This window comes from Pseudomonas sp. LAIL14HWK12:I7, assembly GCF_000483465.1.
Lineage (GTDB): Bacteria > Pseudomonadota > Gammaproteobacteria > Pseudomonadales > Pseudomonadaceae > Aquipseudomonas > Aquipseudomonas kermanshahensis.
Genome location: NZ_AXYZ01000016.1, coordinates 32,180 through 50,879 on the forward strand (window position 1 = coordinate 32,180; position 18,700 = coordinate 50,879).

The following is an 18,700-nucleotide window of genomic DNA, read 5'->3' on the forward strand; positions in this document are numbered from 1 at the left end:
TTGCCCCGCGAAAGGGCCAGAACAGACAACGGATCATCTGAAGGTAGTACCTGATGTCTTCAAGCCTCGCCAACGACACCCCACGCCTGCCTTCCATCGACACCCTCCTGCGTCATCCGGCCTGCCTCCCGCTGATCGACCGCCACGGCCGCGACGCTGTGCTCGCCACCCTGCGCCAACTGCTCGACGACCTGCGCGAGCCCGCCCATCTGGGTCAACTCAACACCGCCGAGTTGGCCGCAGAGGTACTGCTCGGTCGCACTGGCGAGCGCCTGGCTACCCAGCAACGCAGCCAGGTCCGCCGGGTGTTCAACCTCACCGGCACCGTGCTGCACACCAACCTCGGCCGCGCTCTGTTGCCGGAAGAGGCCATCGACGCCATGCAGACCGCCGCCCGTTACCCGCTCAACCTGGAGTTCGACCTGGCCACCGGCAAGCGCGGCGACCGTGACGACCTGATCGAAGGCCTGATCCGCGAATTGACCGGTGCCGAAGCCGTCACCGTGGTCAACAACAATGCCGCAGCCGTGCTGCTGGCGCTGAACAGCCTGGGGGCGCGCAAGGAGGGCATCATCTCCCGAGGCGAGCTGATCGAGATCGGCGGGGCCTTTCGTATCCCCGACATCATGGCCCGTGCAGGCGTACGGCTGCACGAGATCGGGACCACCAACCGTACCCATGCGCGCGACTACGAGGCCGCCATCGGCCCGCGCACCGGCCTGCTGATGCGCGTGCACTGCAGCAACTACAGCATCCAGGGCTTCACGACCCAGGTGCCTACCGCCGAGCTGGCGCGCATTGCCCATCAACATGAACTGCCGCTGCTCGAAGACCTGGGCAGCGGCAGTTTGCTTGACCTTACCCGCTGGGGCCTGCCCGCCGAACCGACCGTCCGCCAGGCACTGGCAGATGGCGCCGATATCGTCACCTTCAGCGGCGACAAGCTGCTTGGCGGGCCACAAGCCGGGATCATCGTCGGGCGCAAGGACCTGATCGCCAAGATCAAGAAGAACCCCCTCAAACGTGCGCTGCGCGTCGACAAGATCACCCTCGCCGCCCTTGAAGCGGTGCTGGCGCTGTACCGCAACCCGGACCGGCTGGCCGAGCGCTTGCCCAGCCTGCGCCTGCTGACCCGCAGCCAGGCCGAGATCCAGGCCCAGGCCGAGCGCCTGGCGCCCGAACTCAAAGCCCGCCTCGATGGGCAATGGGCGGTCAGTGTGGAGCCGGCACTGGGCATGATCGGCAGCGGCAGCCAGCCGGTGGCGCGCCTGCCCAGCGCCGCGCTGTGCCTGCGCCCGCAGGTGTCGAAGAAGCTGCGCGGGCGCAGCCTGCATGTGCTGGAGCGCGCCTTGCGCGAGTTACCGGTACCGGTGCTGGGGCGTATCGACGACGATGCGCTGTGGCTCGACCTGCGCCAGTTGGACGATGAAGCCCAGTGGCTGGCGCAACTGCCTGCCCTGCAACTGGGGCCGGTGCAGTGATCGTCGGTACCGCCGGCCATATCGACCACGGCAAGACGGCGCTGCTGCAGGCCTTGACCGGGCAGGCTGGCGACCACCGTCAGGAAGAACGCGAACGCGGCATGACCATCGACCTCGGCTATCGCTATGCCGCACTGGCCGAAGGTGCGCCACTGACCGGTTTCATCGATGTGCCGGGCCATGAGCGCTTTATCCACAACATGCTGGCAGGGGCGCACGGCATCGACCTGGTGTTGCTGGTGGTGGCTGCGGACGACGGCGTCATGCCGCAAACCCGCGAGCACCTGGCGATCATCGAGTTGCTGGGCATTCCTCAGGCGTTAGTGGCGGTCAGCAAATGCGACCGGGTAGCGCCGGCGCGCCTGGCCGAAGTGCACGCGCAGATCGCCGCGCTGCTGGCGCCGGGGCCGTATGTGGGGGCCTCGCAGTTTGCCCTGTCGAGCATCACGGGCGAGGGTGTGGAGGCATTGCGCCAGGCACTGCTGCAGGCGCAAGGGCGGGTGCGGCAGCGCAGTGTGCGCGGCGGTTTTCGCCTGGCCATCGACCGCGCCTTCGCGGTGTCTGGCGCCGGCGTGGTGGTCACCGGCACGGCATTGGCCGGCCAGGTCAGTGCGGGCGACACCCTGTTGTTGGGCAAGGCTGGCAAACCCGTGCGGGTGCGCGGCCTGCATGCCCAGAGCCAGGCCGCGCTGATGGCCGAAGCGGGCCAGCGGGTGGCGCTGAACATCGCTGCCGAACGGTTGGCCGTCGAACAGGTACACCGGGGTGACTGGCTGGTGCCCGAATGGCTGCACGCACCCAGCGTTCGGGTCGATATCGAGCTGACGTTGCTGGCGGGAGAAACCCGCCCGTTCGAGCACTTCAGCGCTGTGCACGTCCACCTCGGCACTCAGGATGTGACCGCCCGCGTGGCGCTGCTCGAAGGTGAGGCACTGCTGGCCGGCCAGCGCATGTTTGCCCAGTTGCTACTCAACGCGCCGCTGCAGGCCGTGCATGGCGACCGGCTGGTGCTGCGCGACCAGCGCGCCCAGCGCACGCTGGGGGGCGGGTGGGTGCTTGACCCGTTTGCGCCCAGTCGGCAGCGTCGCAGCGAGGCGCGGCTGCGCCAGTTGCAGGTGCTGCGTGATGCCGAGGGCCTGGAGCAAGCGTTACCCGCTTTGCTGGATGCCGCGCCCGCAGGGCTCGACCCGCAGCGGCTGGAGCGGCAGTTCAACCGCCTGCGTGCGAGCTGGCAGTTGCCCGCGAATGTTCTAGTGATTGCCACACGCCAGGGGCCGTTGCTATTTGCTCGTGCGACGTGGGATGCGTTGAAGCAGCAGGTGCTGGAGCGGCTGGCACTGTTTCATCAGCAGGAGCCCGACCAACTCGGCCCGGACCGCGACCGTTTACGGCGCTTTGCTGCCTTGCCGCTGGAGCGTCCGGCGTTTGTCAGCCTGCTGGATGAATTGCTTGATGAGGGGCAGGTTGCCAGCAGCGGCCCGTGGTTGCACCTGCCCGATCACAAGGTGCAATTGAGTGAGGCCGATAACGCGCTATGGGCGCGGTTGGAACCCCGCTTGCTGGAAGGGCAGTACGACCCGCCGTGGGTGCGGACGCTAGCCAGTGAATTGGGCTGCGCCGAAACGGATGTGCGCTTGCTGATGCGCAAGCTGGCCAGGCTGGGCCTGGTGCACCAGGTGGTGCGGGACCTGTTCTACCCGGCAGCGACGGTACAGCGCATGGCCGCGCTGCTGCTTGGCCAGGTGAGTGAAGCGCCGGTAGTGCAGGTGGCTGCGTTTCGCGATATGTTGGGCATCGGTCGCAAGCGCAGTGTGCAGATTCTTGAGTATTTCGACCGCATCGGCCTGACCCGCCGGGTGGCCGACCAGCGTTACATCCGCGCCGACAGCGCCCTGGCCCAGCAGCAGGCCAGGCACTGAGTTCAAGGAAGGCAATCGCGCCCGGTGGCGCGGCCGGGCTTCAAACCCGGTTGGGGACGGCAGCCGTTCCCGGGCAGGTTCGACTCCCGCTGCCTTCCGCCATTAACTTCTCCCTTTAGGGCCTCTTCGCGGGTAAACCCGCTCCCACAGGGGCTTTACAGTTCTTGAGACGTGTGCAGTACCTGTGGGAGCGGGTTTACCCGCGAAGAGGCCCGAAAGCGTGACGCTTAAGCCCGCTCTCCACAGAGGTCCAGCGCAAACCACTGCTCAGCAGCTTCTGCACCCAACCCAGCCCCCAGCAGCGCAAACAGTTTGCCCAGCGCTGCCTCACGGGTCATGCCGCCGCCACTGACCAGGCCAGCGCCACGCAGGCGGTTACCCGCCGCATAGGTATCGAACACCACCGACCCTTCCGGGCACTGGCTGATCGCAACCAGCACCACACCCCGCTGACGCGCCGCTTGCAGTACGTCCAGCAATGCCTGGTCATCCGAGGGCCCTGTGCCGCTGCCGTAGCACTCCAGCAGCAAACCTTGCACGCCGCTGTCGAGCACTGCCCGCAGATGCCCGGCCTGCAAGCCAGGGAACACCGGCATCACCGCCAGGTTGACCGGCTGGCGCGGGTGCTGGTAGCCAAGCTCGGCGGGCAGGGTGGTGGCACGCTCACCGTCGCGATGGCGCGGCAGCGCGGCAAAGGCATCGAAGGCCTCGCTGCGCAGTTTCGAGGCCCGGCAGCCGTGCAGCAACTGCCCGTGGAAGTACAGCTGCACGCCGTTTTCCAGGCCTTGTTCGAACTGGCGCAGGGCGCCGCACAGGTTGTCCCAGGCATCGCTGCCCGGTGCACCGGCCGGCAACATCGAGCCGGTCAACAGCACCGGCACCGGCAAGCCAAGCAGCAGGAACGACAACGCCGCGGCGCTGTGAGCCAGGGTGTCGGTGCCATGCAGGACCAGCACCGCATCATGGCCGGCAACGTCCACCGCCTCGACGATGGCATCGCGCATGGCCAGCCAGTTGTGCTGCTGCATGTTGGCGCTGTCGAGCAGCGGGTTCATTTCCTGCAGTGTCCAGTGCAGTTGGGGTGCATCGGCCATCTGGGCGAAATGCTCGCGCATCCGCGCCTCGAAACCACCCGCTGGCGCCAGGCCTTCAGGGGTTTCGAGCATGCCGATGGTGCCCCCGGTGTAGAGGACGAGAAGATTCTTTACTGCGCGCATGGAGATCATCCGAGGCGGTAAGCGGAGAAAGAAAAGCCGCCCGCAGGTGGGGCGGCTGGGCAGGGCAGGATATCAGCGCTGAAGCTGGGCTTGGCCCACGGCTTTGTCAGCGGCTGTTTCGGCCTGCGTATTGGCAGGCCAGGCATTGCGGTCCAGGTCCAGGTCGGCAAACTTGGCCGAATCGAACACTGGCTGCTTGATGCCAGCCTTGCGCTGATCATCGTAGTCGCGCATCACCCGCAGGCCGACCTTGAACAGCAGGGCCAGGGCGACCAGGTTGACGAAGGCCAGGCAGGTCATGGTGATGTCGGCGAAGGCGAACACGGTCGACAGGTCCTGCATCGAACCCCACACCACCAGCGCCAGCACCAGGCCGCGGAACAGCATCAGCACGGCACGGTTGCGGGTCAGGAACTGCAGGCTGTTTTCGCCCAAGTAGTAGTTGTAGAGGATGCAGGTGAAGACGAACAGCGACAGCGCGACGCTGACGAACAGGCGCCCCCAGTCACCGACCACGGCGGCCAGCGAGTTTTGGGTCAGGACGATGCCGTCACCTTCGAAGCCTGGGGTGTAGAAGCCCGACAGCAGGATCAGCAGCGCGGTGCAGGTGCAGATCACGAAGGTGTCGAGGAACACGCTGAACGCCTGGACCACGCCTTGCGCGCCCGGGTGCTTCACGGCCGCCACGGCAGCGACGTTGGGCGCACTGCCCAGGCCCGCTTCGTTGGCGAATACGCCACGCTTCACGCCCATGACGATGGCACTGCCCAGCAGGCCGCCGAACGCAGGGTCGAGGCCGAAGGCGCTCTTGAAGATGGTTTCCAGCATGGCAGGCACGTGCTCGATCTGGGTGCCGATCACGTACAGCGTCACGCCGATGTAGGCCAGCGTCTTGACCGGTACCAACAGGTCAGACACGGCGGCGATGCGCTTGATGCCACCGAGGAAGGTGATGGCCAGCAGCACGGCCAGGACGATACCGGTGTGCTTAGGGTCGAAGGCAAAGGCGTTCTGCAGCGAGTGGGTCACGGTGTACGACTGCAGGCCAATGAAGGCGAAGCCGTAGGTGACCAGCAGCAGGATCGAGAACACGATGGCCATGTTCTTGCGCTTCAGGCCGTGCTGGATGTAGTAGGCCGGGCCACCACGGTACAGGCCGTCACCGTCTGCGCGTTTGTAGACCTGGGCCAGCGTGCATTCGAAGAAGCTGCTGGACATGCCCACCAGCGCGGTGACCCACATCCAGAAGACCGCGCCTGGGCCGCCGAGGGTCACGGCAATGCCAACACCGGCGATGTTACCGGCGCCAACGCGGCCGGCGAGGCTCAGCATCAGGGCCTGGAAGGAACTCAGCTGGCCTGCCTGGCCACGCAGCGATTCCTTGAACACACCGAACATGTGGGCAAAATGGCGGAACTGGACGAACCGCGAGCGGATGGTGAAGTAACCGCCGAGACCGACGATCAACACGATGAGGAGTTTCCCTGAAAGGAAATCGTTGAGTACTTCGAGCATTAAAATGACCTCGATTCTTATTCTTCGTGTGGAATGACCAGCGGACGGCAGGCGCACCGCTATCGTTGGGGCGCATGTTTGGCTATGACAAGAGTGGTTACAATTTCGCGGGTTGCTCTGACTTGATGCGACTTGATGCTACACTTGCGCCATTCGCGTCACCTGGATTCTGAACATGAGCGATCATTTCGCTACCAACCTCAAACTGGCCTGCAGCCACTACCGCTCTATCTCGGAAGTTTGCCGGCAGCTGTCGATCAACCGCGCGCAGTTCAACAAGTACCTCAGCGGCCAGAGCCGTCCGACGGCTTTCAACCTCAAACGCATCGGCGATTTCTTCGGTGTCGAGGATTACGAGCTGAACCAGCCGCCCGAGCAGTTCGCTCGGCTGATCGGCGCCCGTGTGTCGGCGGTGGCGGAACAGCCAAGCGACCCGATCAGCGAGTTGTTCCGCCCCTTGCACGAGCACGCGGGCAACCTGTCGCGCTACTGCGGCTATTACTTCGAGTACTCCAACTGCATGTCGGTACCGGGGTCGATCCTGCTATCGCTGGTGCATCTGCGTGAAGAGCGCGGCCGCTTCCTGTTCGAGCGCCAGGAGCGTCAGGAGCGCAGCAGTGCCACCGACCTGCATGCCGAGGTGCGTTGCCGCTACTTGGGCGCGGCGTTCCAGTTGCAGGACCGGATGTTCTTGATCGACTACGAGTCGCTGACCCTTAACGAGATGAGCCAGACCATTCTCATCCCCAGCTTCAAGAGCCGCATCACCCGCCTGAACGGCCTGAAGACCGGCGTTTCCAGCGGCGACCGCCGCAACCCGGCCTGCACCCGAGTGGTGTGGGAGTACCTGGGCGAAGAGATCAACCGCATCAATGCCTATCGCCAGGTCAAGCTGTACCGGCCGGATGACCCGCGTATCGATGACGACGTGCGCGAGCGGTTGAGTGTGGGGCCGTTGAGTAATGGCTTGTTCGAGATCGAGTAACCTCTCGCTCGCTACTTAAAGCAGCATTTAATACACCTGCCCTGGACTGATGAGCTGTATCCAGCATTGCCTGACCCATTCTCCGATTGGGTTGTTATCGCTGAGCAGGAGCTTGGTTGCCATCAGGCAGCACACTGTAATCAGCAAGGGTTTGATCAGGCGTGGCCCGAAGTGCAGCGCGCAGCGCGCGCCTGCTTGTGCACCGATGATGGCGCATGCTGCCATTGTCAGTGCCAAGTGCCAGATGATCGAGTCACTCAGCACGAACACCGATAGTGCTCCCAGGTTGCAGGATGCGTTGAGCAACTTGCTGTTGCATACCGCCTGCAAGATGTTCTGCCCGAGCAATACAGTGAACGCAACCATGAAGAATGAGCCGGTGCCTGGGCCAAAGATCCCATCATAGAAACCGATCAGCGGCACAATCGTTGCCGCGAAGCAGGCTGTCGATACTCTACGTTTGCGTTCTTGCTCGTTGAGCTTGGGGCTGAGTGCGAAGTAGCCAGCGACTGCGATCAACAAGACAGGTACGCATGCTTGCAGAAATGCTCTGTCGAGCAGGCTGATCGATAATGCGCCCGCCGCACCGCCTGCAAATGACAGAATGGCCATGGGCAAGCCAGCTCGCCAATCAATCATGCGCTTGCGTGCAAATGCCCACACTGCAGAAACGCTTGCCGACGACGCTTGCAGTTTGTTGGTGGCCATTGCAGCCAGTGGGTCAATGCCTACGATGAACAGCGCGGGCAGCGTTAGCATTCCCCCGCCCCCTGCAATGGCATCAAAAAAACCAGCGAGCAATGCGACAACCGCGAGAATTATCAGTGTAGAAACTTCAACTTCCACTCGGTGCCTCCTTGCAACCAAGCGTACCAATAGGCGCCGGTTATCCAGGATAATTTCAGGTGCGTGAAGCGTCTGGCTGTTGTTGATCAGCAGCGCTGTTTGGGCTTGCAGGCCTTATGAAGAAGGGCGAACTGGTAACTGCCCTATTGCAGTGTTAAATCAAGGTGCTGATCGAACTGCAGGTGGAATCTAAAGTGCAGTATTTCAGGCAAGGTTATCGCGATAACGTCCTGTCATTATTTTTTCTTGTATGTAGGTTTTGTCGGGTTTTTTCTGGATCTGCGAATTATTAAGCCAGGCTTTTTTCAGTTGTGATGCAGGACCAGGCTCATGCGCTGTGTAGGGCATTTCTCATGCAGTGGTAGGAATGGGCTGTGCAAGTTCATCCCAGCCTAGGGTTGGACTTCCCCGCCCGGAAACCGCAAAATGACCCCTTTCCCTCAATCAACCTCTCCGGATCTGCTGACTCTATGCGTATGCGCCTAATGCTGTTGGGTGGTGGCAATGCCCTCGGGCAAGCGCTGATTCGTCTCGGGGCTGAAGAGGACATTGCATTCCTGGCACCGCGCCCGCCGGAGAACGGCTGGGACCCGGCCAGCCTCACTCAGCTGCTCGACGATCACCGCCCCAATGCCTTGGTCAACCTGGCCTATTACTTCGACTGGTTCCAGGCCGAGTCGGTCAGCGAACAACGCCTGGCTCAGCAAGAGCGGGCGGTGGAGCGGCTGGCAGAGTTGTGCCAGCACCACCAGATCACCTTGGTGCAGCCTTCGAGCTACCGGGTTTTCGACGGGTCGCGGGCCACGGCCTACAGCGAGAAAGACGAGCCGGTGCCGCTCGGCCTGCGTGGCCAGGCCCTGTGGCGCATCGAGCAGAGCGTGCGGGCGGCGTGCCCGCAACATGTGCTGCTGCGCTTTGGCTGGCTGCTCGATGAAAGCGTCGATGGGGCACTGGGCCGTTTCCTGACCCGGGCCGAACAACCTCAGGAATTGCTGCTGGCAGATGACCGCCGCGGCAACCCGACGCCGGTCGATGACGCTGCCCGGGTGATCCTGTCGGTGCTCAAGCAGCTCGATTGCAGCGCGCCGCTGTGGGGCACCTACCATTACGCCGGCAACGAAGCGACCACGCCACTGGCGCTGGGGCAGGCGATTTTGACCGAGGCTGGCCAGTACCGTCAGCTGGCGGTGCAGGCGCCCACGCCACAGGCCCATGCCGCGCGGCCGGACGCCAGCGAAGAGCCCCAGCACGCCGTGCTGGCCTGCAAGAAAATCCTTCACACCTTCGGTATCAAGCCCCGCGCCTGGCGCGCCGGCCTGCCGCCCCTACTGGACCGTTTCTACCGCCATGGCTGATGCCCCCATCCTGATCACCGGCGGTGCCGGCTTCATCGGCTCTCACCTGTGCGATGCGCTGTTGGCCAAGGGTTACGCCGTACGCATTCTCGACGACCTGTCCACTGGCAAGCGGGACAACCTGCAGATTACCCACCCACGGTTGGAACTGATCGAAGGCGATGTCGCCGATGCTGGGCTGGTCAGCCGTGCGGCCGCTGGTTGCGCTGCGGTGGTGCACCTGGCGGCCGTGGCGTCGGTGCAGGCTTCGGTCGAGGATCCGGTAAAGACTCACCAGAGCAATTTCATCGGCACCCTGAATGTCTGCGAAGCCATGCGCCTGCACGGTGTGCGTCGGGTGCTGTTCGCCTCCAGTGCTGCGGTGTATGGCAACAACGGCGAAGGCGAGTCGATTGCTGAAGAAACACCGAAAGCGCCGTTGACCCCTTACGCTGTGGATAAGCTGGCCAGCGAGCAGTACCTGGATTTCTACCGCCGCCAGCATGGTCTGGAGCCGGTGGTGTTCCGCTTCTTCAATATCTTCGGCCCGCGCCAGGACCCTTCCTCGCCGTATTCGGGCGTGATCAGCATCTTCAGCGAGCGTGCCACCCAAGGGCTGCCGATCACGGTGTTCGGGGATGGTGAACAGACCCGGGATTTCCTTTATGTAGGGGACCTGGTGCAGGTGATGATCCAGGCGCTGGAGCAGCAGCAGGTCGAGGAGGGCGCGGTGAACATCGGCCTGAACCAGGCGACTTCGCTCAACCAGCTGTTGACGGCCCTGGAAAAGGTAATCGGCAGCTTGCCAGCGATCAGCTATGGCCCAGCCCGCTCGGGCGACATTCGCCATTCGCGGGCGGATAACCAGCGCTTGCTGACACGCTTCGATTTCCCGGCGCCAACGCCATTGGTCGAAGGCTTGTCCCGCTTGCTCGGCAAGGCCTGACCGCAGGCTCGGCAACGCACGCCGTCCTGTAGGAGCAGCCTTGCGCTGCGAAGAGGCCGGTGGCAACACAGTAGATTTTCACTGTTGCCACCGGCCTCTTCGCAGCACAAGGCTGCTCCTACAGGCGTCTTGGCTTGCCAGCCACGTGGCGCCGGGCTCAACCGTGCCGCACCACCGTGCGCTGGCAATCATCAGGCCCCAACACCCGCCCATCCCGAGCGCGCACTTGCAGGGTCTCGAGCGTTTCCCCTGTGGCGCGGTCCAGCAACGCCGATCGCGTTTCTCCGGCCTCGAACAAGTACTGCTCCCCCCACTGGCGCAAGGCGATCACCAGCGGGAACACCGAACGCCCTTTTTCGGTCAGCACATACTCTTTGTAGGCACTGCCATCCGATGCCGGCTGCAACGCCAACAGCCCACTCTCCACCAATAACTTGAGCCTCGAGGCCAGGATGTTCTTGGCCAGCCCGAGGTTCTTCTGAAACTCACTGAAGCGGCGCAAGCCATCGAAGGCGTCGCGCAGGATCATCAGCGCCCAGCGATCACCCAATACTTCAAGGGCCCGGGCTACCGGGCATTGTCCGTTCGTTTCGTCGAGCATCGTGCGGCTCTCTTTAGGGTTCTGGTTGCAGATTAAAACCACATTTGCTAGAAATCCATATGTGGTTTTAATTTGAAACCAGATTGAAGGGATACGCCATGCACACCCCGAACGCTACACAACCCCGCCTGACCCGCGCGATGACCCTGTTACTGGCCCTCACCTGCGGCATTGCAGTCGCCACGGTGTACATCGCCCAGCCCTTGCTCGAGTCCATGGCACGGGACTTGGGGGTAGGGCAGCAGCGTATAGGCTGGGTGGTCGGCGCCACCCAGGCCGGTTATGCGCTGGGCTTGCTACTGATCGTGCCGCTAGGCGACCTGATCGACCGCAAGCGCCTGATCGTCGGCCAGTTGTGGGTTTCGGCCCTGGCCCTGATGGCGGTAGGCATGGCCTGGGACTGGGCGGTGCTGCTGATGGCGCTGGCGCTGGTCGGGTTGATGGCCGTCATGGTGCAGGTGATGGTGGCGCATGCCGCCACCCTGGCCACCCCCGCACAGCAGGGGCAGGCGGTGGGCACGGTCACCAGCGGGGTGGTGCTGGGCATTCTGCTGGCGCGGCTGGTGTCTGGCTTCGTCGCCGACATGGCGGGCTGGCGTGTCGTCTATTTTGCCGCCGCTGGGGTACTGATGCTGATGGCCTGCCTGCTCTGGCGCGGCATGCCGGGTGCCCGGCCGGCGGCGCAGCGCCTCGGTTACCTGGCATTGACGGGCTCGCTGTGGGCCTTGTTCAAGGAAGACCCTGCCCTGCGCCGACGCGGGTTATACGGCCTGTTGATCTTTGCCGCCTTCAGCGTGCTGTGGAGCGCGATGGTGCTGCCGCTGAGCGCTTCGCCCTTGGCGCTCAGCCATACCCAGATCGGCCTGATTGGCCTGGCCGGCGTGGCGGGCGCGGTTGCTGCTTCCCGGGCCGGCCGGTTGGCCGATCAAGGCCGCGGCGAGCGCACCACCGGGTTCGCCCTGGCGGTACTGACGGTGTCGTGGCTGCCGACGGCGTTCGTCGAGCATTCGCTGCTGGCGTTTCTAGTGGGGGTGGTGTTGCTCGATTTTGCGGTGCAGGCCGTGCATGTCACCAATCAGAGCCTGTTGCTGGCCGGGCGCAGCGCACAGGCGAGCCGCCTGATTGGCGCCTACATGTGCTGCTATTCACTGGGTAGCGGATTGGGCGCGGTGCTGGCGACCTGGGTCTATGCCCGATGGGGGTGGGCGGCGGTGTGCGGGCTGGGGGCGGGGATCAGTGCGACAGCCTTGGGTTGCTGGCTGGGGGCAAGAACAGGGAGCGCGGCAACGGCCGCCCTCCCTGCCAGGGATCAGAACTTGTAGCCAAGGCCAACCATGTAAACCCACGGGTCGACGTCGACGTCGACCTTGGTCTTGCTGTAGCCCAGCGCGGTCGGGCCGTTGACGCTGGCCTTGGTGTCGATGTCGACGTACCAGACCGAGGCGTTGACCAGCAGGTTGTCGGTGAGCATGTAGTCCATGCCCAGCTGGCCAGCGATGCCGACCGAATCCTGCAGCTTCAGGTTGCTGAAGCCTTGTTCTTTACGCGCGCTGCTCAGGTCTTCATCGAAGAACAGGGTGTAGTTGATGCCCACGCCGGCATACGGCTGGAAGCGGGAATTCGGCTCCATCGGGTAGTACTGCAGCGACAGGGTCGGTGGCAGTTGCTTGATGTCGGCCAGCTTGCCGTCCAGGCCGCCGCCCAGGCCCTTGACGCCCACGGTGTGCTTGAACGGGGTGGCCGCCAGCAGCTCCAGGCCGATGTGGTCGGTGAGCATGTAGGCGAAGGTCAGGCCCAGCTGGGTGTCGCTGTCCAGGGTTGCCTTGGTGCCCGACACCTTGTTGCCGTCGAACTTGAGGTCGCCGCTGCTTTCGTTCGGTGCGGTAGTGATGGCACCGGCGCGCAGGATCATATCGCCTGCCTGATAGGCGTGGGCGGCAGGGGCGGCGAGCGCAAGGGCCACAAGCGAGGCGCCGAGCAAGGACTTGTTCATGGAAGCTCCCAGAGGACATTAGTAATTGAGTAGTCCAATGGTACGGATGCGTCTAAACCGAAAGTTTGACCCAGCTCAAAGAAGCGTCGGAACGAATTCGAAACAGTTCTCACTTCAGCTCATAAGCGTATATTTTCTCGGCTTCCATCTGGTATCCGGCGTCGGCCAGTTCGCTGCTGGAGGCGCTCACCTGCAGCTTTCCCTCGATCCAGTAGGGCTGATACAGGTCTTCGACGCGCACGCCCATCTCGCTGAAGATGTGCACGATCTGGTTCGAGGGTGGTGGCGGCACGTGGATGCAAGCGCCGTAGTAGGGCACCAAGAGGAATTCGGTGGTGCGGCCTTCTTCGCTGACCTCCAGCGGCACGATGTAGCCGGGCAGCTTGATCTGCTCGCCATCCAGGCTTTTCACCACCGGGGCATCCGGCGCCTGCTGGCGGGCGGCGGGCGCCGATTCGGCGGCCAGAGCGTCGCTCAGCTGTGACAGGTCGTGCAGCGGAGCCAGTTGCGGCGGGATGACAGGGGCGCCTTCCGGGATCAATGCAGACCAGTCGAGTTCGCGGGGTTCGGCCGCCCAGGTGGGGGCGGCGAGTACTACCAGTGATAACAGAAGTGCGCGGAGCATGGCGTTTTCTCAGAGGTGGATCGACAAGCCATCGGCCAGCGACTGCCGATAGGCACGCCAGGCCGGCACGCTGCCCATCAACAGTGCAGCCCCGAGGATAATAGCCAGCAGCGTCCATTCATGGGCACTCGGCAGGGCCAGCGGCAGGAACAACCCATAGTTGGCCTGCACATAGCCCTGCGCCAGGGCGATGCCGGCGTACAGCAAGCCTAGCCCGGCGACGATCCCCACCACGGCCAGCGACAGCGCCTCCAGTACCAGCAACCCGGCGATATGCCAGGGCCGGGCACCGACCGAGCGCAAGATCGCCATCTCCCGCCGGCGCTCGTTGAGGCTGGTGAGAATCGCCGTCAGCATGCCGATCAACCCGGTCAGCACCACGAACAGCGAAACCACGAACAGCGCTTGCTCGGCGGTGCCCATCAGGCTCCAGAGCTCCTGCAGGGCCACCCCGGGCAAGATCGCCAGCAAGGGTTCGTTGCGGTACTCGTTGATTTCCCGTTGCAGGCTGAAGGTGGCGATCTTGCTGTTGAGGCCAAGCATGAACGCGGTGATGGCGGCAGGTTGCAGGTCCATGGTACGTGCCTGGTCGGCACTGATGCGCCCGGCACCGCGGGCGGGCACCCCGTTGTGCCAATCGATATGGATCGCCTCCATGCCACCCAGGCTGATATGCAGGGTGCGGTCGACCGGGGTGCCCGTACGCTTGAGCACGCCGACCACGGTGAACGGCTTGTCGTCATGCTTGACCAGGCTGATCGCCGCAACGCCATGCGCCAGTACCAGCTTGTCGCCCAGTGTGTAGTGCAAGGCGTCGGCCACTTCGGCGCCGAGCACCACTTCGAACGGGTCGTCAGCGAAGGCGCGGCCCTGGCTCAGCTCCAGGTGCTGCCTGCGGCCATATTGGTAGTGGCTGAAGTAGTCGCCGGTGGTGCCCATCACGCGATAGCCGCGGTGCGAGTCGCCCAGCGAAATAGGGATCGCCCACTTCACCCGTGGGTCCTGGGCGTAATGCTGGTAGCTGTCCCAGCGGATGTTGTTAGTGGCGTTGCCGATACGAAACACCGAATACAGCAGCAGGTTCACCGAGCCTGAGCGGGCGCCGACGATCAGGTCGGTACCGCTGATGGTGCTGGCGAAGCTGGCGCGGGCTTCGGTGCGCACGCGCTCTACGGCCAGCAGCAGGCACACCGACAAGGCAATGGCGAACGCGGTGAGGAAGGCGGTGAAACGGCGGTTGGCCAGGCTGGCCAGGGCAAGACGAAGCAGGTACATCAGGCCTCCCGGGGCTTGGCGGCGCGGTTGAGTTCGGCCAGGGAAAGGTGGCGGTCGAACAGCGGTGCCAGGCTCTGGTCATGGCTGACGAACAACAGGCTGGCGCCGGCTGCCCGGCACTCGTCGAACAACAGGCGGATGAAGGCTTCGCGGGTGTCGGCATCGAGGGCCGAGGTCGGTTCGTCGGCGATCACCAGTTCGGGTTGGCCGATCAGTGCTCGTGCAGCGGCTACCCGTTGTTGCTGGCCGATCGACAGGCTGTCGGCGCGCCGGGCAAGCAGGGCGGGGTCGCCCAGGCCCAGGTGGGCGAGCAGCGTGGCGGCGGCCTGGTCGACACTGCCATGGCGCTGGGCCGCGCGCGTGGCGCGGCTGCGCGAAAAGCGGCAAGGCAGCTCGACGTTCTCGCGCACCGACAGAAACGGCAGCAAGTTGAACTGCTGGAAGATGTAACCCGTGTGGTCGACCCGGAAGCGATCGCGCGCGCCTTGGCCGAGGCCATTGAGGTCGTGGCCGAGCAGGCGAATGCGGCCCTGGCCAGGCAGGTTCACGCCGCCCAGCAGGCCCAGCAGCGTGGTCTTGCCACTGCCGCTGGGGCCTTTGAGAAACAACGCCTCGCCGGCCTCCAGCTGGAAGGCGGGAATATCCAGCAGGGCCGGTTGGCCAGGCCAGGCAAAGACCAGGTCATGCAGTTCGATCAGCGGCTGGCCCATTCAGAACGCGACCGCGGCCTTGGCGGGTGTCGCTTCAACGCCTTTCTGACCTTTAGGGCCGATCAGTTGCACGTTGATCTTCTGGGTAGCGGGGAAGGCCTTGAACAGCGGGGCAAGGTCGATCTGGGTGAGGCTGTCCGGGTTGGCGCAGGTCAGTTGGTAATGCGCACCAATATCGCTGTGCTCATGGCCGTGCTCATGCTCGTCGCCATCGTCGTCGGCTTTCGGGGCATCGCCGAACAGCGGGCTTTCCAGCTCCTGTGCATCGTCCTTGCATCCAGCGGCTGCTGCCAGGCCGAACAGCTGCAAGGGTTGCTCGAGCTGCTGGCGCACGGCGGCGACCTTGGCTTTGTCGGCATCGCTATTGGCAGCGTGCTCGAAACCGACCAGGTTCATCGCCGGGCTGTCCAGCTCCAGCTCCAGGGTGTTGCCATCGAGCACGGCGTTGAGCTTGGCCACGCCATGCTCATGGGCACCGAGGGTGCCATGGGCGTGATCATGGTCATCGTGGGCCTGGGCCATGGCGAGGGGCAGCAGAGCGAAGGGCAGGGCGAGCAGCAGGCGACGCATGGAAGACTCCAGGAGCAGACTGGGAATGATTTGGTAATGTTATAACAATTTTTCCGCCTCCCGCCAGCCTGTGTGGCGCAGGTTTCATGTTGCTGTAGCATGGCTGCATTGACCTGCGTTCAAGGAAAGCATCATGAGAATTCGTGGACAGATTGGTGACTGGCCCGTGGACCTGACTGTCGAGCTGGAGCCGGCCGAGTGGGCGCAGTTGGGGCGACACCTCGAGGTGCCGGTTACCGCCGAAGCGGCGGCCGCCTCGCCAGCAGCGCCGGGGCAAGATGATGGGCAGTGGGCCGCAGCGCGCGACGTGCTGCGCCAGGCTGGGCAGATGAATGGGCCAGCGTTGCTGGACCGCCTGGAAGGGCTGGCGGGGAGTACCGCGGCGGGCAAGCGACTGCTGGTGCGGTTGCGGCACAGCAGCGAGGTGAAGGTGGAAAGTGGCGCGGATGCGCCGGTGTATCACTGGGTCGGCTGACAAGGTCACACGCGTTCGGGGGTAGGAGCAGCCTTGTGCTGCGAAGAGGCCGGTGAAAGCAGCGCAGATTGACTGTGCTTTCACCTGCCTCTTCGCAGCACAAGGCTGCTCCTACAAGGGCGTGCCTGCCTCAGAACAGGGCTGAAGACAGCTTGCGGCGATAGACGCTCACCAGCGGATGATCACCGCCCAGCAGTTCGAACACCTGCAACATCGCCTTCTGCGGCAACCCGTTCTCGTAGCCGCGGTTGCGCTTGAACAGCTTCAACAAGCCTTCCAGCGCCGCCTCGTACTGCTGACGGGCCAGTTGTTGAATGCTCAACTGGTAGGCCGCTTCATCGTCTTCTGGGTTCTGCGCCAGGCGGCTCTTCAGGTCGGCGACTTCCGGCAGGCTGGCAGCCTGGCGCAGGAAGGTCAGCTGTGCCTTGGCTCCGGCCAGGGCTGCCTTGTGCTCGTCGGTCTTGACCGCGTCCAGCACCACCTGGGCCTCGCCCAGCTCGCCCCGCTCAGCCAGGCAACGGGCGTACAGGATCAGCGCCTCGGCATTGCTGTTGTCTTCACCCAGCAGCGCCTGGAGCAGTGCTTCGGCCTCGGCGAAGCGGCTTTCGGCGAACAGCGCCTTGGCTTGCTCCAGCGGCGATGCGGCAGGCTCGGCCGGCATCTGCACGTGCGGTTCGAGCAGCGCGCGGATTGCCGACTCCGGCTGCGCCCCGGCAAAACCGTCGACCGGCTGGCCGTCTTTGAACAGCACCACGGTCGGCAGGCTGCGAATGCCGAACTGGGCGACCACCTGCTGCTCCACGTCGCAGTTGATCTTGGCCAGCAGCAGCTCGCCCTGATAACCCTCGGCGATCTTCTCCAGCAGTGGCATCAACGCTTTGCAGGGCGCGCACCACTCAGCCCAGAAGTCCACCAGGACCGGTTTGTGGAAGGAGTTTTCGATGACCAATTGCTGGAAGGTGGCATCGGTGGCGTCGAAAATGTACGGCGTGTCTTGGCTCATCGCGACTCTCGCAAACTCGTGAATGGCACCACTATAAAGGCTCGCGGCTGGCGTGGTACAGGCTGACCCGGCGGAATTCGTGGGGCTCGGCCAGGTCCGGCAGGGTCAGTGCGTCGAGCACGCCCAATTGTTGGTACAGCGGGTGGCTGAAGTCGCGAACCCGCGAGTCGGCCACCAGCGCCTGGCGACCGCGGCCGAGGAAGGCATCGAGCAGTGGCAGGTTGGCGCGGTCATACAGCACATCGGCGACCAGAATCAGGTCGAATCGGTCGTCCTCGGCGAAAAAATCGTTGCTGTAGCCGAGCTCCACCCCGTTCAACGCGGCGTTGGCGCGGCAAGCGTCGAGGGCCAGTGGGTCGAGGTCGCACGCCACCACTTCAAGGGCGCCTGCGCGGGCAGCGGCAATGCCGGCGATGCCGCTGCCCGCGCCAAAATCGAGCACACGCTTGCCCGCCACCCATGCCGGGTGTGCGGCCAGGTAGCGGGCCATGGCCAGGCCGCTGGCCCAGCAGAAGCTCCAGTACGGAGGTTCTTCGAGAATGCGCCGGGTTTCTTCGCTGCTGAAGGCGCGGTCCATGTTCTGGTCGTCGATCAGCCAGAGTTTCAATTCGCAGTCAGGCAGGTCGCTGACCACCAGGCGCGCCTCGCCGATCAGGCCACTGAGGGCCTGTTGCAGTGCCAGTGGCGGCACTTACGGTGCCTTCTCGAAACGCAGCGGGCCGGTGGCCTGGGTTTGCGGCTGGGCGATGCGCACAGGGGGCAGGTGCATGATCAACTGCCCGGAGCTGCTGGCGCGGCCGCGCAGTTCGACGCGGGCACCGGCCGGGAAGGCTTCGGGGTTGAAGCGCAACTGATAAGGCAGCGCCTGCCCGGTGCCGGTCAGGTTGCTGCTGGCCAGCAGGCGTTGCGGGCGGTCGCGTTCGTCGATCACCAACAGGGCCAGCTCCACGTCGGCGCCGGCCGGGATTTCCAGCAATGTACCGCTCAGCTCACGCTGGTAGGCGGGCAGCGGGCCAAGCGGTTGGGCCTTCTTGGCCACTTTGGCTGGCGCAGGCGCCTGGCCTTGATCGGGCTTGGGCTGGTCGCTACCGCAAGCGGCAAGCAGGGCGGCGCAGCACAGCACGACGAGCGCTCGATAGTGCATTGGGGCATCCTTCACGGGCAGATTTCCCTGGATGTTAACCCCTTTGGCTTGTCTTGCCAGT

The 18,700-nt window shown here is 64.2% G+C and carries 19 protein-coding genes and 1 tRNA gene; 8 read left to right on the plus strand and 12 right to left on the minus strand.

The genetic code is table 11. The features are described 5' to 3' along the window. Positions 1-53 precede the first annotated feature (53 nt). The 3 genes from selA to D886_RS0116140 all read left to right on the plus strand — a co-directional run bounded on the left by selA (position 54) and on the right by D886_RS0116140 (position 3,502). Positions 54-1,481, plus strand: a complete 1,428-nt coding sequence (gene selA / locus D886_RS0116130) for an L-seryl-tRNA(Sec) selenium transferase (protein WP_027594888.1) — start codon at positions 54-56, stop codon at positions 1,479-1,481. Then, a complete protein-coding gene (gene selB, locus D886_RS0116135; protein ID WP_027594889.1) occupies positions 1,478-3,400 on the plus strand; it encodes a selenocysteine-specific translation elongation factor in 1,923 nt (640 codons plus the stop codon). Before selA ends, selB begins: the two co-directional genes overlap by 4 nt. Before the next feature lie 6 nt (positions 3,401-3,406). Next, positions 3,407-3,502: transfer RNA gene (locus tag D886_RS0116140), tRNA-Sec, on the plus strand. 125 nt (positions 3,503-3,627) lie between these two features. Here D886_RS0116140 and D886_RS0116145 read toward each other — a convergent pair. Beyond that, positions 3,628-4,617, minus strand: coding sequence for an asparaginase (locus D886_RS0116145; protein ID WP_027594890.1), 990 nt, complete (start codon positions 4,615-4,617; stop codon positions 3,628-3,630). Between the two features lie 72 nt (positions 4,618-4,689). Continuing rightward, positions 4,690-6,132, minus strand: a complete 1,443-nt coding sequence (locus tag D886_RS0116150; RefSeq protein WP_027594891.1) for a sodium:alanine symporter family protein — start codon at positions 6,130-6,132, stop codon at positions 4,690-4,692. 175 nt (positions 6,133-6,307) lie between these two features. Here D886_RS0116150 and D886_RS0116155 point away from each other — a divergent pair, with 175 nt between their 5' ends. After that, positions 6,308-7,117 carry a helix-turn-helix transcriptional regulator gene (locus D886_RS0116155; protein WP_027594892.1) on the plus strand — a complete coding sequence of 270 codons (810 nt, stop codon included), beginning with the start codon at positions 6,308-6,310 and terminating at the stop codon, positions 7,115-7,117. Positions 7,118-7,144: 27 nt separating this feature from the next. Here D886_RS0116155 and D886_RS0116160 read toward each other — a convergent pair whose 3' ends face one another. Next, a complete protein-coding gene (locus D886_RS0116160) occupies positions 7,145-7,963 on the minus strand; it encodes a TSUP family transporter (protein ID WP_027594893.1) in 819 nt (272 codons plus the stop codon). A gap of 470 nt (positions 7,964-8,433) precedes the next feature. On the opposite strand from D886_RS0116160, the gene D886_RS0116165 reads away from it, so the two are divergent. Further along, a complete protein-coding gene (locus D886_RS0116165; protein ID WP_033694227.1) occupies positions 8,434-9,318 on the plus strand; it encodes a sugar nucleotide-binding protein in 885 nt (294 codons plus the stop codon). Further along, positions 9,311-10,243, plus strand: a complete 933-nt coding sequence (locus D886_RS0116170) for an NAD-dependent epimerase/dehydratase family protein (RefSeq protein ID WP_027594895.1) — start codon at positions 9,311-9,313, stop codon at positions 10,241-10,243. The genes D886_RS0116165 and D886_RS0116170 overlap by 8 nt, the downstream gene beginning before the upstream one ends. A 157-nt stretch (positions 10,244-10,400) precedes the next feature. Here the strand turns inward: D886_RS0116170 and D886_RS0116175 are convergent, their stop codons facing one another. After that, positions 10,401-10,844 (minus strand): helix-turn-helix domain-containing protein, encoded by a 444-nt coding sequence (locus D886_RS0116175; protein WP_027594896.1) that lies wholly within the window; start codon positions 10,842-10,844, stop codon positions 10,401-10,403. Between the two features lie 98 nt (positions 10,845-10,942). Here D886_RS0116175 and D886_RS0116180 point away from each other — a divergent pair, with 98 nt between their 5' ends. After that, positions 10,943-12,166: an MFS transporter gene (locus D886_RS0116180; protein WP_033694228.1), complete on the plus strand. Its 1,224-nt coding sequence runs from the start codon at positions 10,943-10,945 to the stop codon at positions 12,164-12,166. Here the strand turns inward: D886_RS0116180 and D886_RS0116185 are convergent. The 5 genes from D886_RS0116185 to D886_RS0116205 all read right to left on the minus strand — a co-directional run bounded on the left by D886_RS0116185 (position 12,154) and on the right by D886_RS0116205 (position 16,017). After that, positions 12,154-12,837 carry an OmpW family protein gene (locus D886_RS0116185; protein ID WP_010951793.1) on the minus strand — a complete coding sequence of 228 codons (684 nt, stop codon included), beginning with the start codon at positions 12,835-12,837 and terminating at the stop codon, positions 12,154-12,156. The genes D886_RS0116180 and D886_RS0116185 overlap by 13 nt on opposite strands. Before the next feature lie 109 nt (positions 12,838-12,946). After that, the gene (locus D886_RS0116190; RefSeq protein WP_027594898.1) at positions 12,947-13,462 is read right to left on the minus strand and encodes a DUF3299 domain-containing protein; all 516 of its coding nucleotides are present in this window, start codon (positions 13,460-13,462) and stop codon (positions 12,947-12,949) included. 9 nt (positions 13,463-13,471) lie between these two features. Continuing rightward, positions 13,472-14,737 carry an ABC transporter permease gene (locus tag D886_RS0116195; RefSeq protein ID WP_027594899.1) on the minus strand — a complete coding sequence of 422 codons (1,266 nt, stop codon included), beginning with the start codon at positions 14,735-14,737 and terminating at the stop codon, positions 13,472-13,474. After that, positions 14,737-15,447, minus strand: coding sequence for an ATP-binding cassette domain-containing protein (locus tag D886_RS0116200; RefSeq protein WP_027594900.1), 711 nt, complete (start codon positions 15,445-15,447; stop codon positions 14,737-14,739). The genes D886_RS0116195 and D886_RS0116200 overlap by 1 nt, the downstream gene beginning before the upstream one ends. Beyond that, on the minus strand, positions 15,448-16,017 hold the full coding sequence (locus D886_RS0116205) for a DUF2796 domain-containing protein (RefSeq protein ID WP_027594901.1): 570 nt from the start codon (positions 16,015-16,017) through the stop codon (positions 15,448-15,450). A gap of 133 nt (positions 16,018-16,150) precedes the next feature. Here D886_RS0116205 and D886_RS0116210 point away from each other — a divergent pair, with 133 nt between their 5' ends. Then, positions 16,151-16,492 (plus strand): hypothetical protein, encoded by a 342-nt coding sequence (locus tag D886_RS0116210; RefSeq protein ID WP_027594902.1) that lies wholly within the window; start codon positions 16,151-16,153, stop codon positions 16,490-16,492. A gap of 130 nt (positions 16,493-16,622) precedes the next feature. Here D886_RS0116210 and trxA read toward each other — a convergent pair whose 3' ends face one another. From trxA to D886_RS0116225, 3 genes are read right to left on the minus strand one after another with little or no spacing between them, the layout of a single operon-like run. Beyond that, positions 16,623-17,495, minus strand: a complete 873-nt coding sequence (gene trxA / locus D886_RS0116215; RefSeq protein WP_027594903.1) for a thioredoxin — start codon at positions 17,493-17,495, stop codon at positions 16,623-16,625. 31 nt (positions 17,496-17,526) lie between these two features. Continuing rightward, the gene (locus D886_RS0116220) at positions 17,527-18,186 is read right to left on the minus strand and encodes a methyltransferase (protein WP_027594904.1); all 660 of its coding nucleotides are present in this window, start codon (positions 18,184-18,186) and stop codon (positions 17,527-17,529) included. Continuing rightward, the gene (locus tag D886_RS0116225) at positions 18,187-18,639 is read right to left on the minus strand and encodes a YbaY family lipoprotein (RefSeq protein ID WP_027594905.1); all 453 of its coding nucleotides are present in this window, start codon (positions 18,637-18,639) and stop codon (positions 18,187-18,189) included. Between the last annotated feature and the right edge of the window lie 61 nt (positions 18,640-18,700).

Bases quoted from the DNA above. Each gene is read 5' to 3' on its own strand.
- selA (WP_027594888.1), top strand. From the start codon at position 54: ATGTCTTCAAGCCTCGCCAACGACACCCCACGCCTGCCTTCCATCGAC.
- D886_RS0116145 (WP_027594890.1), bottom strand. From the start codon at position 4,617: ATGCGCGCAGTAAAGAATCTTCTCGTCCTCTACACCGGGGGCACCATC.
- D886_RS0116150 (WP_027594891.1), bottom strand. From the start codon at position 6,132: ATGCTCGAAGTACTCAACGATTTCCTTTCAGGGAAACTCCTCATCGTG.
- D886_RS0116155 (WP_027594892.1), top strand. From the start codon at position 6,308: ATGAGCGATCATTTCGCTACCAACCTCAAACTGGCCTGCAGCCACTAC.
- D886_RS0116165 (WP_033694227.1), top strand. From the start codon at position 8,434: ATGCGTATGCGCCTAATGCTGTTGGGTGGTGGCAATGCCCTCGGGCAA.
- D886_RS0116170 (WP_027594895.1), top strand. From the start codon at position 9,311: ATGGCTGATGCCCCCATCCTGATCACCGGCGGTGCCGGCTTCATCGGC.
- D886_RS0116175 (WP_027594896.1), bottom strand. From the start codon at position 10,844: ATGCTCGACGAAACGAACGGACAATGCCCGGTAGCCCGGGCCCTTGAA.
- D886_RS0116180 (WP_033694228.1), top strand. From the start codon at position 10,943: ATGCACACCCCGAACGCTACACAACCCCGCCTGACCCGCGCGATGACC.
- D886_RS0116185 (WP_010951793.1), bottom strand. From the start codon at position 12,837: ATGAACAAGTCCTTGCTCGGCGCCTCGCTTGTGGCCCTTGCGCTCGCC.
- D886_RS0116190 (WP_027594898.1), bottom strand. From the start codon at position 13,462: ATGCTCCGCGCACTTCTGTTATCACTGGTAGTACTCGCCGCCCCCACC.
- D886_RS0116195 (WP_027594899.1), bottom strand. From the start codon at position 14,737: ATGTACCTGCTTCGTCTTGCCCTGGCCAGCCTGGCCAACCGCCGTTTC.
- D886_RS0116200 (WP_027594900.1), bottom strand. From the start codon at position 15,447: ATGGGCCAGCCGCTGATCGAACTGCATGACCTGGTCTTTGCCTGGCCT.
- D886_RS0116205 (WP_027594901.1), bottom strand. From the start codon at position 16,017: ATGCGTCGCCTGCTGCTCGCCCTGCCCTTCGCTCTGCTGCCCCTCGCC.
- D886_RS0116210 (WP_027594902.1), top strand. From the start codon at position 16,151: ATGAGAATTCGTGGACAGATTGGTGACTGGCCCGTGGACCTGACTGTC.
- trxA (WP_027594903.1), bottom strand. From the start codon at position 17,495: ATGAGCCAAGACACGCCGTACATTTTCGACGCCACCGATGCCACCTTC.
- D886_RS0116225 (WP_027594905.1), bottom strand. From the start codon at position 18,639: ATGCACTATCGAGCGCTCGTCGTGCTGTGCTGCGCCGCCCTGCTTGCC.